Origin of the sequence: Streptomyces sp. NPDC058052, assembly GCF_042885515.1 — a bacterium.
In the GTDB taxonomy this organism is placed as follows: domain Bacteria; phylum Actinomycetota; class Actinomycetes; order Streptomycetales; family Streptomycetaceae; genus Streptomyces.
This window is the reverse complement of record NZ_JBHVRX010000023.1, coordinates 24,197-37,852: the sequence shown is the minus strand read 5'-3', so window position 1 is coordinate 37,852 and position 13,656 is coordinate 24,197. Positions and strand designations below refer to the sequence as shown.

Genomic DNA, 13,656 nt, shown 5'->3' with positions numbered 1-13,656 from the left:
CCTACGCCCTGCGGGCGGTGATGTTGAGCCGTACGTAGTCCACCACCGGCTCCGGGAGGCGGGCGGCGACGGCGCGGACGAAGTCCTCGTGGTCGGACTCGGGCAGCCGGTCCAGGTGCGAGCCGAGGACGACCGTGGCGAGGTAGCTGCACAGCTGGTCGCCGGCGTCGAGCCGGGCCGGGTCGGGCAGCAGCGACACCTCGACGTCGGTGAAGCCGGCCGCGCGCAGCCGTGCGGCGGTCTCCTCGACGCCGGCGAAGTACCAGACCTTCTCCCCCTCGTCGGGTGCCGAGCCCAGCACCTCCTCGACGGCCGCGTTGATCCGCGCGACGTTGCCCGCGCCGCCGCACTCGGCGACGAACTGGCCGCCCGTGCGGAGTGAGGCGGCGAGGTTGGCGAAGAGCGCGGCGTGGTCGGTGATCCAGTGGAAGGTGGCGACGCTGCTGATCGCGTCGACCGGTCCGCCCAGCTCCAGCGGCTTCGTGAGGTCGGCCTCGATCACGTCGAGCCGGTCGAGCCGGTCGGCCAGCTTCGTCCGCAGCTGCTCCAGCATCCTGCGGGAACCGTCCACGCCGATCACCCGGCCGCCGGGCACCAGGTCGAGGAGCGCGGCCGTGTCGCGTCCCGTGCCGCAGCCCGCGTCGAGGACGGTCTCGGTGCCCGTCAGGCTCAGGCGGCCGAGGGTCCGCTTGCCCCACTGCTGGTGCGGCAGGGGGAGCGAGTCGTAGGTCTTGGCGTCCCATTCACGGGGCATGGTGGTGCTCCTCGGTGTCGTTCTCTCCGGCGGGCGCGGTGCCACCGGGGTCGGCGGGTGCCGCAGGTTCGGGGGCGAGCGGGGTCCCGTTCAGGACCACGTCGACCCGGATCGGGTGGGCGTCCCTGAGCAGCCGCAGGGAGTCCCCCTCGGCGAGCCAGGCGCGCATCGCCCCGGCCGGGCCCTCGTCGCCGGCGGTCGGGTCGGCGGGCAGCAGCTGGACGAGGACGTTGCGCAGGCCGGCCGGGGCGTCCTGGGCGGAGTACGGCCCGCGCAGGTCGATCCGGGCGGAGGCGTGGACGGTGTCCCGGGCCGCGGAGGCGGGGGGGCCGTCCGGGGCGGCGGAGGCGGGGGGGCCGTCCGGGGCGGCGAACCGCAGCGCCTCGGCCGCCAGCGCGGCGAGGAAGTACTCCTGGGCGCTGGGCGCCAGGTCGGCGCCGAACAGCTGCTTCGGCTGGTCGGAGTCGGCGCGCACCCCGTCGACCTCGGCGATCACATGGGCGCCCACCTCCCAGGACACCCGGGCCTCGCGCCGCTCGGCCGGGGCGAAGGGCCCCTGGCCGGCCGGCTCCGGCCGGGCGGTGAGGTGGACGTCGCGCTCGGTCTGCACCACGACCCGCAGCTCGTTCGGCTCCGCCAGGGTGCGGTGCCCGCTGCTCCGCTCCCGGGCCGCGCGGACCGCGCCGCGGGCCTGATCGGCGGTGACGTCCCCCTCGACGCGGACCGTGTACGACAGCCCGGCGGCCCCTCCGCCGCCCGCGCGGGCGAACTCGGCGACGGGCAGCACCTCCAGGAGGGTGAGGTGGCACCCCTCGCCGGTCAGCCGGGTGACGACGCTGTCGGCGACGGACGCGCCGAGCGCGACCAGCACCGACCCGACCGGGTCGAGGCAGTCGCCGGCGCCGGCCGCGGTACCGGGGCCGGAGCCGCTCTGCCGGAGGCTGAAGGAGCGGGCGACCCGGATGGACCCCATGCGCATCGGCTCGGTGTCCACCCGGCACCGTCCGCCGGGCTCGGGGTGCGCCTGCACGCCCATGCTCAGCTGGGCCTCCCAGGAGTCCTCCCGGATCTGCTCGGCGAGGGCCTGGCGGGCCCGCAGGTCGACGCCGTTCAGCATGGCTCTCCTTCGGTCCGGGGGCGCGGCGCGACGGCCGCGTCCAGGGCCCGGCGCAGGGCGTGGATCAGGGGGCCGGGGTCCCGTGTGCCCACGGAGGCGCGGACGAGCCGGCGCGAGACGCCGGCCTCGCGGCGGAGCCGTTCGCTCAGCCGGGCGTGGGTGGTGAGGGCGGGCAGGCTCAGGGTGCCGCCCGTCGCGGTGAGCGCGTCGGCGCACGCGTCGAGGACCGGGCGGAGGTCGCCGGCCTCGGGGACGGTCTCGAAGGAGAGCAGTCCGCCGAAGCCCTGGTGGGTCTCCAGGGCCCACGGCGCCTCGTCGAACGACGGCCGGTGCACGGTGCGGACGGCGGGGTGCCGGCGCAGCGCGTCGGCGACCCGCTCGGCGTTCCGGGCCCGGGCCTCCAGCCGCAGCTCCACGGTGGACAGGGACCGTTCGAGCAGGTGGGCCGCCCAGGGGTCGGCCTGGCCGCCGAAGCGCGCGGCCTGCTCCCGTACGGGCGCCAGGTGGCGGTCGGCGCCGGCCACCAGGGCCGCGCCGATGTCCCCCCACTCGTCCAGGCAGGGCGAGGCGTCCTCGACGACGACCGCGGCTCCCGTCTCCAGGGGCCGCAGCTGGGCCGGCGACAGGGCGGTGTTGTCCACGACCAGCAGGAGGTCGTTCATCTGGGCGTAGGTGGCGAGGTCGTTGAGGGGCGCGAGCCGCATCAGCGGGTCGCTGAGGGCCGGGGTGTGCACCACCTGGGTCTCGGGGCGCACCGCCGCGACGACCTCGTCCACGTCCGTGCAGTCGACGAAGGCGACCGTGCGCCGGGCTCCGGTGAGTTCCGCAAGGAGGACCGCGCGCAGCGGGTCGGGGGTCTGGTCGGAGGCGACGACGTGCCCGCCCGGGTTGGTGAGGGCGAGCAGGACGGCGGTGGTGGCGGCCACCGCGCTGGGCAGGAGGAGGGCGGTGTCGGCGCCGTGCAGGGCGGCGAACGCCTCCTCGGCCCGGCGCGCGGCCGCGCCGGAGGGCGCGGCCGGGCCGGTCAGGGTCGTGTCGCGCACGCTCACCGCCGGCAGACGGGGGCGTCGGACAGGCCGATGCGCTGGTGGAAGTAGTGGAAGATGATCTCCTCGTGGAGGGCCTCGCCGTCGAGGGTCGGCTTGAGCGCCCTGCCCTCGTCGACGCTCTCGACGAGGCCGCGCTCCAGGAGTTCCGCGAAGGCGGAGGCGAAGGGCTCCATCTCCAGCAGGTCGGCGCCGAAGCGCTCGCGGTAGCGGTCGAGGACGATCGGCTGGTTGGCCTTGAAGTTGAAGCCGAGGGCGGTGCCGATGGCCTTGTGGCCGGAGAGCCGGCGGCCGAAGTTGAGCGGCAGGCCGTCGTTCTTCTGCATGAAGGAGACGTACTTGCTGATGTCGGTGATGTTGTGCGTCTGGAGGAACTCCTCCTGGTCGCCGGTGAGCCAGCCGTAGGCTCCGGGACCGTACGCGATCATCGTGTTGTAGTGCTCCCACTTGTTCTTCGAGGTCTGCGGGATGTTGCCGCCCTCGTAGGTGCCGGGCCGGCTCCACCAGCCGCAGGGGCTCGGGTAGTAGCCCTTCTCCAGCAGGACCTCGACGGCCTCCTGCCGCATCGCGTAGGTCGACTCCAGGTCGGGGAAGCGGCCCTCGCTGATGAGGCGTTCGCGGACGGCCGGGTTGTTCCAGACCGCGCGGTTGCCGATGCCCATCTCCTCGCGGTCCGCGTTGCGGAGCCGGTAGATGGTGATGGTGGGGACGCCGAGGTCGGTGAGGATCGTCATGTCGCGGCGGACCGACTCGGGGGTCTGGTACGGCAGGCCGAACATCATGTCCACGTTGAACGGGTGGCCGGTGGCCAGCAGGTTCTGGATGGCCTCGATGGACTGGGCCGAGGAGTGGCGGCGCTTGGTGAAGTCGTTCACCTCGTCCTGGAGCGACTGGACGCCGAGGCTGAACCGGTTGAAGCCGAGCTCCTGGGCGGTCTCCAGGTGGTGGCGCTGGAAGTTCTCGGGGTTGCCCTCGATGTTGAACTCGATGTTCTCCGCCAGGTCGTAGTTCTCCCGGGCGTGGCGGACCAGCGGCTCGATGTACTCGGGGCTGTTGAGCAGCAGCGCCGCGGTGCCGCCGCCGATGTAGAAGGACTCGATGCGGGCCTGGGGTATCCAGTCGAAGCGGTCCAGGTAGCGGCGCGACTCCTCGATGAGGAGGTCGGACCAGAGCCGCAGCGAGGGGTCTTCCTTGCCGCGCGGGACGAGCCGCTTCACGTAGTTGCAGAAGTGGCAGATGTAGTTGCAGAGCGGCAGGTGGAAGTAGAGGTGCGCCGGGTGGCCGGCGCCGGGGAAGGAGCCGTACTCGCGGGCCAGTTCCTCGCTGTCGAGCCGGTCGCCCTCGTTGGAGGTGACGTTGATGTTGTACTCGTCGCGCGGGATCTGGAGCTGGGGGTTGCGGTCGAGCAGGCGGCCGAGGTTCAGCTCGAGGTCGAGCGTGCCGTTGCCGCCGGTGGTGTGGCCGGACAAGGGGATCTCCTTGCTGTGGACGTCCGCGGGACCGGCTCGTGGCCGGGCGGGCGGAGGCGGTCAGAAGTAGCGGAGACGGTCAGAAGTAATAGGCGGACATCGCCGCCCGCAGCCAGGTCGGCTCGCGCACTGCTTCTGGTGGGGGCTGGAAGATCTGCTGGTAGGGCTTCACGTCGAGGACCGGGGTGCCGTCCAGGGCGTCGAGTCCCCGCACGTACAGCGTGAGTCCGTCGACGCCGACCAGCTCGCAGCGGGACACCCCGAGCCGGTTGGGGCGCTCCTTGAGCCGCTGGGCGAGGATGCCCAGGCGCGGGAGGTCCTCCCGGCCGCGCGGGTGGACGGAGCCGGTGACGGTGTCGGACTCGGGGACGAGATGGAAGTGGAAGATCACTTCGAGGTGGGAGAACAGGTCGAGGCCGGCCACCGCGTCGGGCTGGAGCCGGTCCGCGTCCAGTTCGAGGACGGCGCTGACCGATCCCCAGTGGTCGTGGACGGGTACGGTGCGGGGCGAGCGGACGACTCCGATCGGGTGGACCCGGTACGAGTCCGTCGTCGCGCCGCCGCTCAGGTCCTGGGTCATGCCGCGGGCGTTCCCTTCTGCGCGGCGGCGAGGTCGAGCCGCTCCCTGAGGCGCCGCCCCAGGATCTCGACCTGGCCGGGCTCGACCATCGTGAAGTGGTCGCCGGGCACGTCGCACACCACGGCCCGGGCGGCGACCGCGCCCCAGCCGAGGTCCTCGGGGAGCGTGCCGCTCTCCTTGGAGCGGTCCATCACCCGGAAGACGGTGACCGTGCCGTCGTACGGCCGGACCTCGTAGGCGGCGAGGGCGTCCAGGTTGAACTGGTACATGTCGATCATGCGGCGCAGCCGGTCCGCGTCGAAGTCGGCCGGCATCGTGCCGGCGGCGACGGCCCGCTCCACCAGCTCCCGCGCCCGCTCCTCCGGGGCGAGGCCGCGCAGCCAGTCGACGTCCAGCTTCAGCTTGAGGCCGCGCCAGAGCAGGGCCCGCAGCGCGAAGTCGGGGTCGCCGCTGCGCTCGACGGTGATGCGGGTGTCGAGCAGTCCGACGAGGCCGACGGGCTCCCCGCGCTCCTTGAGCCGGCGGGCGGTCTCGTAGGCGAGGAGGCCGCCCATCGAGTAGCCGATCAGGTTCCACTCGGCGCCGCGCGGGTGGACGGCCCACATCTGCTCGATGAACGCCTCCGCGATCTCCTCGATGGAGGCGAGCGGGGTCTCCCCGGGCAGCAGGCCGACCGACTGCACGGCCCAGAACGGCTGGTCGGAGCCCATGGCGCGGGCGATCGGCGGGTACAGCAGCACCGTGCCGGAGACCGGCGGCAGGGCGTAGATGGGGCTGTCGCCGGACCCGGCCTGGATCCGGACCAGCTGGCCCTGGTGGCCCGCCGTCCCGCGGCGGACGATCTCGGCGAGCTCCGCGACGGTGGCCGCGGAGAGCAGGTCCGCGGCGGTGAGGTCGACCTGGAAGAGCCGGCGCACCTCCACGGTCAGCCGGATCGCGAGCAGCGAGTGGCCGCCCAGCGAGAAGAAGTCGTCGTGGATCCCGACGTCGGGACGGCCGAGCAGCTTGCGCCAGACGTCGGCCAGCTGGAGCTCCACGCCGTCCCGGCCGGTGCCCTCGGGCACGGCCGCCGTGGCGGTGGCCCGCGGGCCGGCCGTGCTGTGCACGGTTTCCATGTTTCCCCCATCCTCCGCGCCGGCCCGACGGCCGCGCGGATGTCGTGGTCAGGGCCGCTCGGCCGCTCAGGCGGTGGTGAGCGGTGTGGTGCCGGCCGCGGCGGCGTCCGGGCGGCGGCTCTCCGCCCACCGGACGGCCGGGCCCATGAGCAGTCCGCCGGCCAGGAACACGGCGCCGAGCACCAGCCAGCCGGGGGTGCCCCAGTCGACGACGAGCAGCGTCAGCGAGACCGGGCCGAACATCTGGACCGCGGCGACCCCGGTGTTGAACAGGCCCTGGTACTGGCCCTGCTTGTCCGCGGGGGCCAGCTCGTAGCCGATCAGCCAGGAGCCCGCCGACTGCACCATCTCGCCGTACACGTGCAGTCCCGCGGCGACGACCAGGGCGACGGTCGCCGTCACCGCGCCCCGCCCGGCGGACAGGGCGAAGGCCGCGCAGGAGGCGAGGAGGACGACGCCGGCCACCCGGAAGGCGCGGACGGCGGGCTCCAGCGCGTCGATCTCCTTGGTGACGCGGACCTGGAAGGCCACGACGGCGAGGGTGTTGACGAGGAGGAGCACGGCGGTGAGCCAGGGGGGCGCGCCGGTGTGCAGGGCGATCCAGAGCGGGATGACCACCCGCAGGATCGGCACGTGCAGCAGCATCACCATGTTGATGAGGGCGAGCACCGCGTACGGCCGGTCGCGCAGCACCGCGAGGCGCGGCTCGCCGGGCGCCCGGTCCGGGGCGGCGGGCACGGCGGGCAGCCGGAGGAACAGCAGGCCGCACGCCACGAAGGTCAGCGCGTCGAGGAGGAAGGTGAGGTGGTACGCGGTCGGCGTGTCCCACAGCAGGGCGAGGCCGCCGAGTCCGGCGCCGGCCGAGGTGCCGATGTTGGTGACCACGCGGATCTTGGCGCGGACCCGCACCAGGCTCTCGCCGCCCAGGACCGCCGGGATCAGCGCCTGCCGGGCGGCGTGCGCGCCACGCTCGAACACCGCGTAGAAGAAGGCGATCAGGACGAAGAGCGGGAAGGAGTCGGTCGTCAGGTAGGCGGCCGTGCAGACGCCCGCGAGGAGCAGCAGCACGGTGGTGGTGCCGCGGGCGCCCCTGCGGTCCGCGAGATGGCCGAGCGGAACTCCCGCGAAGAGCCCGGCGATTCCCGCGATGCTCAGTCCGAGCCCCAGCTGGGCCGGGGAGAATCCCGCGATCCGGGTGAAATAGAGCGCGGAAACGGTGAGCATCACACCGCTGCCGACGGAATTGACGAGCGCCCCCATCAGCAGGGTGCGGCCCGGCCCCTTCTCGATGATTCCGGCATTCATGCGGCGTTTTCCTCTTCGCCGGTTCCGTCGAAATGCCGCCGGTAGAACGCGCGCATCGCCGAGGTGATGGCGTCGGTATTGCGGTGGCAGTCGGCGTGCGTGCCCTCGATGAACTCCAGCGACAGGTGCGCGCCGTCGCGGGCGGCAAGCCGCGCCCGCTCCTCCGCCGAGATGTTGGGGCTCTTCTCGGCGGCCAGGACCAGGACGGGGACGCCGAGCCGTTCGAGCAGGTCCGGCAGGTGGCCGAAGTCGTAGTGCCAGCGCAGCAGGCTTCCCTCGGCCCACTCGTCCGCCACGTGCTTCTCCGGCCGGGCCTCGAAGGACTGGTCGACGACGACCAGACTGCGCACCCGGGGCGCGCCCCAGGTGACGGCGGAGACCGCCGCCACGAGACCGCCGTAGGAGTAGCCCACCAGGTGGAGGTCGTCGGGGAGCGCGTCGGCGAGGCGGTGCAGGTCGGCGGAGAAGTCGAGGACCGAGTAGCCCCAGGCCGGCGCCGGGCTGTCGCCGTGGGCGCGCAGCGACGGGTAGACGGCCAGGGAGCCCGCGGGGCAGAGGGCGTCGCCGACCGGCCGCAGCTGGCCCTTGTCGCCGCCGAAGCCGTGCAGCAGGAGCAGGTCCCCGGGGGCCCCGCCGGCGCCCGGGCCGCCGGGCACCACGTCGTGGTCGAGCAGCTCGACGCCCGCGGCCTGCCCTGCGAGGGCCGGAGTGCGGAGAAGGCGCGCGTTCGGATCGCGAGCGCTCATCGGAAAGGCCCCCTCGGGAGGAATCGGTCGCGGGCGGGCGGCGGAATGCCGGCCGGTGGCGGTTCCCCGCGGACATTCCTCGCGGGGCCCCTCAACATTTCCCGCCGGGCGGGTTCACCGTCAACGCGCCCCGGTGTCCCCAGAACCGGGGACGCGGCGACGGGTGCGCCGTACCCGGCGGTCTGCCTAGGGTTTGTAGTCCGCCAGATCCGGAGGGATTCCGTGGGAATCGATCTCATTCACCGGGCCGTCGCCCGCCAGGCCCGCCTGACGCCCGGCGCGCTCGCGGTGGTGGACGGTGACACCCGTCTCGGCTACGGCGCCCTCGACGCCACCGCCGACGCCTGGGCCGCGCGGCTGGCCCGCTCCGGGGTCGGCCCGGGCACCCTCGTCCCCGTCCTGCTGCCGCGTTCCGCCCGGCTGTACGTGGCGCTGCTCGCGGTCCTCAAGTGCGGTGCCGCGTACGCCGCCCTGGACCCGAGGTGGCCGGCCGAGCGGATCGAGGGCGTGCTCCGGCAGCTGGACGCCCCCGTGCTCGTGACCGACGCCGCGGAACCGTACGGCCCGGTGCCGGTCTGGCGCCCGCCGGCCGCGGACGCGGGGGATTCGGCTCCGCGCGAGAGGGACGTCGCGGAACACGGCGGGGATTCGGCTCCGCGCGAGAGGGACTTCGCGGAGTTCGCGGAACACGACGGGGAGTTCGTGGCGTACGAGACGGACGTCGCCGGACACGGCGGGGAGTTCGTGCCGTACGACGGGCCCGTCGACACGCCCGCCGCCGTCTTCTTCACCTCCGGGACCAGCGGCGCCCCGAAGGGGGTCGTCTCCCCGCACGCGGCCACCACCCGGCTCTTCACGGCGGACGGCCCGCTGGCCTTCGGTCCGGGGACCGTGATGACACAGGCGGCACCCGCGCCCTGGGACGCGTTCTCCATGGAGCTGTGGGGGATGCTGACCACCGGCGGCACGTGCGTGACCGCCGCCGAGGACTACCTCCTCCCCGACACCCTCGCCCGGCTCGTCGCCGACCGCGGGGCGAACACCTCCTGGCTGACGGCCTCCCTCTTCAACCTGTTCACCGAGATCGACGTGGACTGCTTCGAGGGCCTGGAGCGGCTGTACATCGGCGGAGAGCGGCTGTCGCCCGCCCACGTCTCCCGCTTCCTCGCCCGGCACCCCGGCATCCGTCTCCTCAACGGCTACGGCCCAGTGGAGAGTTGCGTCTTCGCCACCGTCCACCCGATCGTCCCGGACGACTGCGCGCGGGAGCACGGCATCCCCATCGGACGCGAGGTCCCCGGCACCGTGATCCACGTACGGGACGACGAGGGCGGGCTCTGCGGCCCGGGCGCCGTCGGCGAACTCTGCGTCAGCGGAGCCGGGCTGGCGCGCGAGTACCTCGGCGACCCGGCGCTGACCGCCCGCCGCTTCCCGGACGACCTCGTCGACGGCGCGCCGCTGCGCGCGTACCGCACCGGCGACCGGGGGTACCGGGACGCCGGCGGAGTCCTCCACTTCACCGGACGCACCGACCGCCAGGTCAAGATCCGCGGTCACCGCATCGAACCCGAGGAGATCGAGTTCCACGCGGCCGGACTGCCCGGCGTCGGCGCCTGCGTGGCCGTCCCCGTCCCCGGCGAGCTGGGGAACCACGACCGGCTCGCGCTCTTCTACACGGCGGACGGCGACGGCACGGGGCCCGCCGAGCCGCTGCGCCGGTCGCTCGGGCGCCGGCTGCCTCCGCACGCGGTGCCCGACGTCGTCCGGCAGGTGGACCGGCTGCCGGTCACCGCCAACGGCAAGATCGACCGCTCGCGCCTCCTCGCCGGCCTCGACGGCTGACCGCTCCGCCCCGGCGCGCCCGCGCCCCCGTCCACCGGAGGTCCCCACCCCATGCCCGTCATCACGCTCATGGCGCCCGACCCCAGCCCGGGCCGCGAGGCCCTCGCCGGGATCGCCAAGGCGGTCACCGGTCTGCTCGGCATCCCGGCGGAACACTGCTGGGTGCTCTGGCAGGAGCTCGACCCGGACGCGGCGCACCGGCCGGAGTGGTACGCCGGCTCCCCCGGGCGCCACGCCCCCGTCGGCTTCGTCACCTGCAAGGAGTCGTACCCCCGGGAGAGCGTGGAGCGGCTGCTGCGGCTGCTGCGCGACGAGCTGAGCACGCTGCTCGCCGTCCCGGCCGCCGAGGTCTACCTCGTCGTGCGGCGGGCCGTCCCGGGGGAGCTGCTGGTCCGCGGCGACGTGTGGCAGGGAGACCCGCCGGCCGCCGGCCGGACGGCTCCCTGAGCGAGGGCGCTCCGCCACGCGAGGGCGCTCCGCCACGCGGGGACGCGCCCGGACCGCACGTCCAGGCGCTTCGCCGCACGGGAGCGCGCCCGGACCGCACGTCCACCGATCCACCCATCCTCAGAGGAGCACCGTGTCCCGACGCCTGTTCACTTCGGAGTCCGTCACCGAAGGCCACCCCGACAAGATCGCCGACCAGATCAGCGACACCGTCCTCGACGCGCTGCTCAAGGAGGACCCGACGTCCCGGGTCGCCGTGGAGACCCTGATCACCACGGGCCTGGTGCACGTCGTCGGCGAGGTGACCACCTCCGCGTTCGCCCCCATCCCCTCGCTGGTGCGGGACCGGATCCTGGAGATCGGGTACGACGCCTCCGCGAAGGGCTTCGACGGCGCCTCGTGCGGCGTGTCCGTCTCCATCGGCGCCCAGTCGCCCGACATCGCGCAGGGCGTCGACACCGCCTACGAGTCGCGGGTCCAGGGCGGCGGCGACGAGCTCGACCGGCAGGGCGCGGGCGACCAGGGGATCATGTTCGGCTACGCCTGCGACGAGACGCCGGAGCTGATGCCGCTGCCGATCATGCTGGCGCACCGGCTGGCCCGGCGGCTGACGGCGGTGCGCAAGGACGGGACGCTGCCCTATCTGCGGCCCGACGGGAAGACGCAGGTCACCGTCGAGTACGACGGCGACCGGCCGGTCCGCCTGGACACGGTCGTGGTCTCCGCGCAGCACGCGTCGGACCTGGACCTGGACTCGCTGCTCCACCCGGACATCCGCGAGCACGTGGTGGAGGCCGAACTGGCCTCGCTCGACCTGGACGTGAGCGGCTACCGCCTTCTGGTGAACCCGACCGGGCGTTTCGAGGTCGGCGGTCCGATGGGCGACGCGGGCCTGACCGGCCGGAAGATCATCATCGACACCTACGGCGGGATGGCCCGGCACGGGGGCGGCGCGTTCTCCGGCAAGGACCCGTCGAAGGTGGACCGCAGCGCGGCGTACGCGATGCGCTGGGTCGCCAAGAACATCGTCGCCGCGGGGCTGGCGCGCCGGTGCGAGGTGCAGGTCGCGTACGCGATCGGCAAGGCGGAGCCGGTCGGCCTCTTCGTCGAGACCTTCGGCACCGAGACCGTCCCCGTCGAGCGGATCCAGACCGCCGTCGCGGAGGTCTTCGACCTGCGGCCGGCGGCGATCATCCGCGACCTCGACCTGCTCCGCCCGATCTACGCGCAGACCGCCGCGTACGGCCACTTCGGCCGCGAGCTGCCCGACTTCACCTGGGAGCGCACCGACCGCGCGGACCGCCTCCGGCGGGCGGCCGGCACGGGCTGAACGGCGCCCGCCGCGGGCTGAGGCGACCGGCACGGTGAGCAACGCCCGCACGGGCTGAGCGGCCGGCACGGGCTGAGCGGCGCCCGTGCCGGGGCACCGGTCAGGCGCCCCGGCGCGGGTCCCGGCCGTACGCCATCGCCGCGCGGACGAGTTCCGCCTTGTTGCCGAGGCCGAGCTTGCCCCGCACCCGTTTGACGTAGGTGTCCACGGTGTGGCGGCTGATGCCGAGCCGGCGCGCGGTCTGGTCGTGGGTGAGGCCCTGCGCCAGCATGTGGAGGACCTGCTCCTCCCGGGCCGACAGGGGCGGGCCGTCGGCCAGCGGCTCCCTGGGCTGCGGCACCCCGCGCGAGCGGCTGGCCGCGGCGCGGACCGCGGCGGCCAGCGCCACCGGGTCGGACCGCTCCGGGAGCCGGTCGGCGGAGGAGGGGCCCGCGCCCCCGGGGTCCGACGGGTCCATGAGGAGCACGCAGGACGCCCGGGTCGCCGCCGCCTCGGTCAGCGGCGACCGGCCCGGCGGCCCGTCCATGACGAGGACGTCGAGCCGGTCCGGCAGGCCGCCCTGCGCGGAGGGCGCGGCGCGGTCCGCGCGCAGCAGGTGGACCCGCATGTCCGGGGCCTCGGCGAGGGCCTGGCTCACGGCCCATTCGATGAGCGGATGGTCGTGGATCAGTCCGATCTCGAACAACGGAACCTCACTGGGGTGTCGTGGGGGGTGCCGGGCGGAGCGGATACGGGGCTCAGGCGTGGAGCGCCTGGAGGATCCGGGTCACGGGGCGCGCGCTCGCCAGGTGGCTGCGGCAGGGCTGCCGTCCGGCCCGCATGGCCTCGGCCATGTCCTGGTAGACGAGCCGCCGCAGCGCGGCGCCCCACAGGGTGGGCCAGACGCGCTCGGCGTCGCCGATGAGCGAGCTGACCCGTCCGTTGTCGACGGAGAGGGCGCGGTCGGGGCCGAAGACCCGGAGCCGCTCGGAGGAGGCCGCCGCCTCGGTGGTCGCGGTGAAGGAGAGGGTGGCGCCGCTGTCGAACTCGACGACGCCGGTGGCGCGCGCGCCGGCGCCCCGGGACCGCTCCCCGCGGGGGGCGACGCAGAGTCCGGAGGGGTTGCCGAGCAGCTGGCAGGCGAGATCCAGGTAGTGGACCGCCAGGTGCGCGGCCGTGCCGCCCTGGGCCGCCGTTGGCTCCGACCGCCATCCCGTACGGCGGAAGGGGGCGGGCGGCTGGAAGCGGGACACCTCGAGCGTGCCCGCGAGCGCGGGGTCGGACCAGTCGGCGGAGGCGACGGCGTCCGCGAGCCGGTGCCGGTGCTGGAGCATGACGCCGATGGGGGTGCCGACCGCCTCGGCCGTCGCCACCATCAGGTCCACCTCCCGCTCGCAGAGGGCGGGGGGTGTCTCCAGGAGGACGGCCTTGCCCGCCCGCAGCGCCTCCAGGGCCATGTCCGACCGGCCGCCGGGCGGGAGGCAGAGCCCCACCAGGTCGACCGCCGGGTCGGCGAGCAGCCGCTCCCAGGAGGGCAGGCGCCGCAGCGAACCGGTGGTCAGGGACGGGTCCGCCTCGACCACGGCGGTCACCCGGAAGCCGGTCGCCCCGGCCAGGGCGGCGGCGTGCTGGCGTCCCGCCACTCCGAAGCCGACGAGGCCGACGTTCACGTCCACGGCCGGTCCCCCGCTCCGGCGCGGGTCCCGGACCAGGACCCGCGGCGTCCGGGCCGGCCGGCTACCACCATCCGTTGTCGTCGCCCGGCGAGGCCAGGACCGTGTCGGCGGGCCGGTCGGCCGTGGCCTGGTGGGAGGCCGCCACCGGCAGCAGTCCGGCGACCGCGACGGCGACGGCGACGAAGAGGCGTGTACAGAGCGCTTTACCCATGGGGTCCCTCCCGAGGCGATGATCACGTGCGTCCATCGT

14 protein-coding genes are annotated in these 13,656 nt (G+C 74.3%); 3 read left to right on the top strand and 11 right to left on the bottom strand.

What is annotated here, in order from left to right; translation table 11 throughout:
* Position 1 precedes the first annotated feature (1 nt).
* From ACFVU3_RS27420 to ACFVU3_RS27385, 8 genes are all read right to left on the bottom strand, one after another.
* On the bottom strand, positions 2 to 754 hold the full coding sequence (locus tag ACFVU3_RS27420) for a class I SAM-dependent methyltransferase (protein WP_390070265.1): 753 nt from the start codon (positions 752 to 754) through the stop codon (positions 2 to 4).
* Positions 744 to 1,871 carry a hypothetical protein gene (locus tag ACFVU3_RS27415; RefSeq protein WP_390070264.1) on the bottom strand — a complete coding sequence of 376 codons (1,128 nt, stop codon included), beginning with the start codon at positions 1,869 to 1,871 and terminating at the stop codon, positions 744 to 746. The genes ACFVU3_RS27420 and ACFVU3_RS27415 overlap by 11 nt, the downstream gene beginning before the upstream one ends.
* Complete coding sequence (locus ACFVU3_RS27410) at positions 1,865 to 2,914, bottom strand: PLP-dependent transferase (protein ID WP_390070263.1); 1,050 nt, start codon at positions 2,912 to 2,914, stop codon at positions 1,865 to 1,867. Before ACFVU3_RS27410 ends, ACFVU3_RS27415 begins: the two co-directional genes overlap by 7 nt.
* A 2-nt stretch (positions 2,915 to 2,916) precedes the next feature.
* Positions 2,917 to 4,386: a radical SAM protein gene (locus tag ACFVU3_RS27405; RefSeq protein ID WP_390070261.1), complete on the bottom strand. Its 1,470-nt coding sequence runs from the start codon at positions 4,384 to 4,386 to the stop codon at positions 2,917 to 2,919.
* Positions 4,387 to 4,465: 79 nt separating this feature from the next.
* Positions 4,466 to 4,966, bottom strand: coding sequence for an SAM-dependent methyltransferase (locus ACFVU3_RS27400; protein ID WP_390070259.1), 501 nt, complete (start codon positions 4,964 to 4,966; stop codon positions 4,466 to 4,468).
* A complete protein-coding gene (locus ACFVU3_RS27395) occupies positions 4,963 to 6,081 on the bottom strand; it encodes a thioesterase domain-containing protein (RefSeq protein ID WP_390070257.1) in 1,119 nt (372 codons plus the stop codon). The genes ACFVU3_RS27400 and ACFVU3_RS27395 overlap by 4 nt, the downstream gene beginning before the upstream one ends.
* Before the next feature lie 66 nt (positions 6,082 to 6,147).
* Positions 6,148 to 7,386: an MFS transporter gene (locus ACFVU3_RS27390; RefSeq protein ID WP_390070256.1), complete on the bottom strand. Its 1,239-nt coding sequence runs from the start codon at positions 7,384 to 7,386 to the stop codon at positions 6,148 to 6,150.
* Positions 7,383 to 8,132, bottom strand: coding sequence for an alpha/beta fold hydrolase (locus tag ACFVU3_RS27385; protein ID WP_390070254.1), 750 nt, complete (start codon positions 8,130 to 8,132; stop codon positions 7,383 to 7,385). The genes ACFVU3_RS27390 and ACFVU3_RS27385 overlap by 4 nt, the downstream gene beginning before the upstream one ends.
* Positions 8,133 to 8,354: 222 nt before the next feature.
* On the opposite strand from ACFVU3_RS27385, the gene ACFVU3_RS27380 reads away from it, so the two are divergent.
* From ACFVU3_RS27380 to metK, 3 genes are all read left to right on the top strand, one after another.
* Positions 8,355 to 9,974, top strand: coding sequence for an amino acid adenylation domain-containing protein (locus tag ACFVU3_RS27380; protein ID WP_390070252.1), 1,620 nt, complete (start codon positions 8,355 to 8,357; stop codon positions 9,972 to 9,974).
* 51 nt (positions 9,975 to 10,025) lie between these two features.
* A complete protein-coding gene (locus ACFVU3_RS27375; RefSeq protein WP_390070250.1) occupies positions 10,026 to 10,421 on the top strand; it encodes a hypothetical protein in 396 nt (131 codons plus the stop codon).
* Between the two features lie 133 nt (positions 10,422 to 10,554).
* Positions 10,555 to 11,751 (top strand): methionine adenosyltransferase, encoded by a 1,197-nt coding sequence (gene metK / locus ACFVU3_RS27370; protein ID WP_390070248.1) that lies wholly within the window; start codon positions 10,555 to 10,557, stop codon positions 11,749 to 11,751.
* Between the two features lie 100 nt (positions 11,752 to 11,851).
* On the opposite strand, the gene ACFVU3_RS27365 is transcribed toward metK, so the two are convergent.
* The 3 genes from ACFVU3_RS27365 to ACFVU3_RS27355 form a co-directional block, all read right to left on the bottom strand.
* Positions 11,852 to 12,436 (bottom strand): response regulator transcription factor, encoded by a 585-nt coding sequence (locus ACFVU3_RS27365; RefSeq protein WP_390070246.1) that lies wholly within the window; start codon positions 12,434 to 12,436, stop codon positions 11,852 to 11,854.
* Positions 12,437 to 12,488: 52 nt separating this feature from the next.
* The gene (locus ACFVU3_RS27360; protein ID WP_390070244.1) at positions 12,489 to 13,406 is read right to left on the bottom strand and encodes a Gfo/Idh/MocA family protein; all 918 of its coding nucleotides are present in this window, start codon (positions 13,404 to 13,406) and stop codon (positions 12,489 to 12,491) included.
* 61 nt (positions 13,407 to 13,467) lie between these two features.
* Positions 13,468 to 13,617 carry a hypothetical protein gene (locus ACFVU3_RS27355; RefSeq protein ID WP_390070243.1) on the bottom strand — a complete coding sequence of 50 codons (150 nt, stop codon included), beginning with the start codon at positions 13,615 to 13,617 and terminating at the stop codon, positions 13,468 to 13,470.
* Positions 13,618 to 13,656: the final 39 nt, after the last annotated feature.

Excerpts from the sequence above, each read along its gene's own strand:
- ACFVU3_RS27420 (WP_390070265.1), bottom strand. The coding sequence starts at position 754 with ATGCCCCGTGAATGGGACGCCAAGACCTACGACTCGCTCCCCCTGCCG.
- ACFVU3_RS27415 (WP_390070264.1), bottom strand. The coding sequence starts at position 1,871 with ATGCTGAACGGCGTCGACCTGCGGGCCCGCCAGGCCCTCGCCGAGCAG.
- ACFVU3_RS27400 (WP_390070259.1), bottom strand. The coding sequence starts at position 4,966 with ATGACCCAGGACCTGAGCGGCGGCGCGACGACGGACTCGTACCGGGTC.
- ACFVU3_RS27395 (WP_390070257.1), bottom strand. The coding sequence starts at position 6,081 with ATGGAAACCGTGCACAGCACGGCCGGCCCGCGGGCCACCGCCACGGCG.
- ACFVU3_RS27390 (WP_390070256.1), bottom strand. The coding sequence starts at position 7,386 with ATGAATGCCGGAATCATCGAGAAGGGGCCGGGCCGCACCCTGCTGATG.
- ACFVU3_RS27385 (WP_390070254.1), bottom strand. The coding sequence starts at position 8,132 with ATGAGCGCTCGCGATCCGAACGCGCGCCTTCTCCGCACTCCGGCCCTC.
- ACFVU3_RS27375 (WP_390070250.1), top strand. The coding sequence starts at position 10,026 with ATGCCCGTCATCACGCTCATGGCGCCCGACCCCAGCCCGGGCCGCGAG.
- ACFVU3_RS27355 (WP_390070243.1), bottom strand. The coding sequence starts at position 13,617 with ATGGGTAAAGCGCTCTGTACACGCCTCTTCGTCGCCGTCGCCGTCGCG.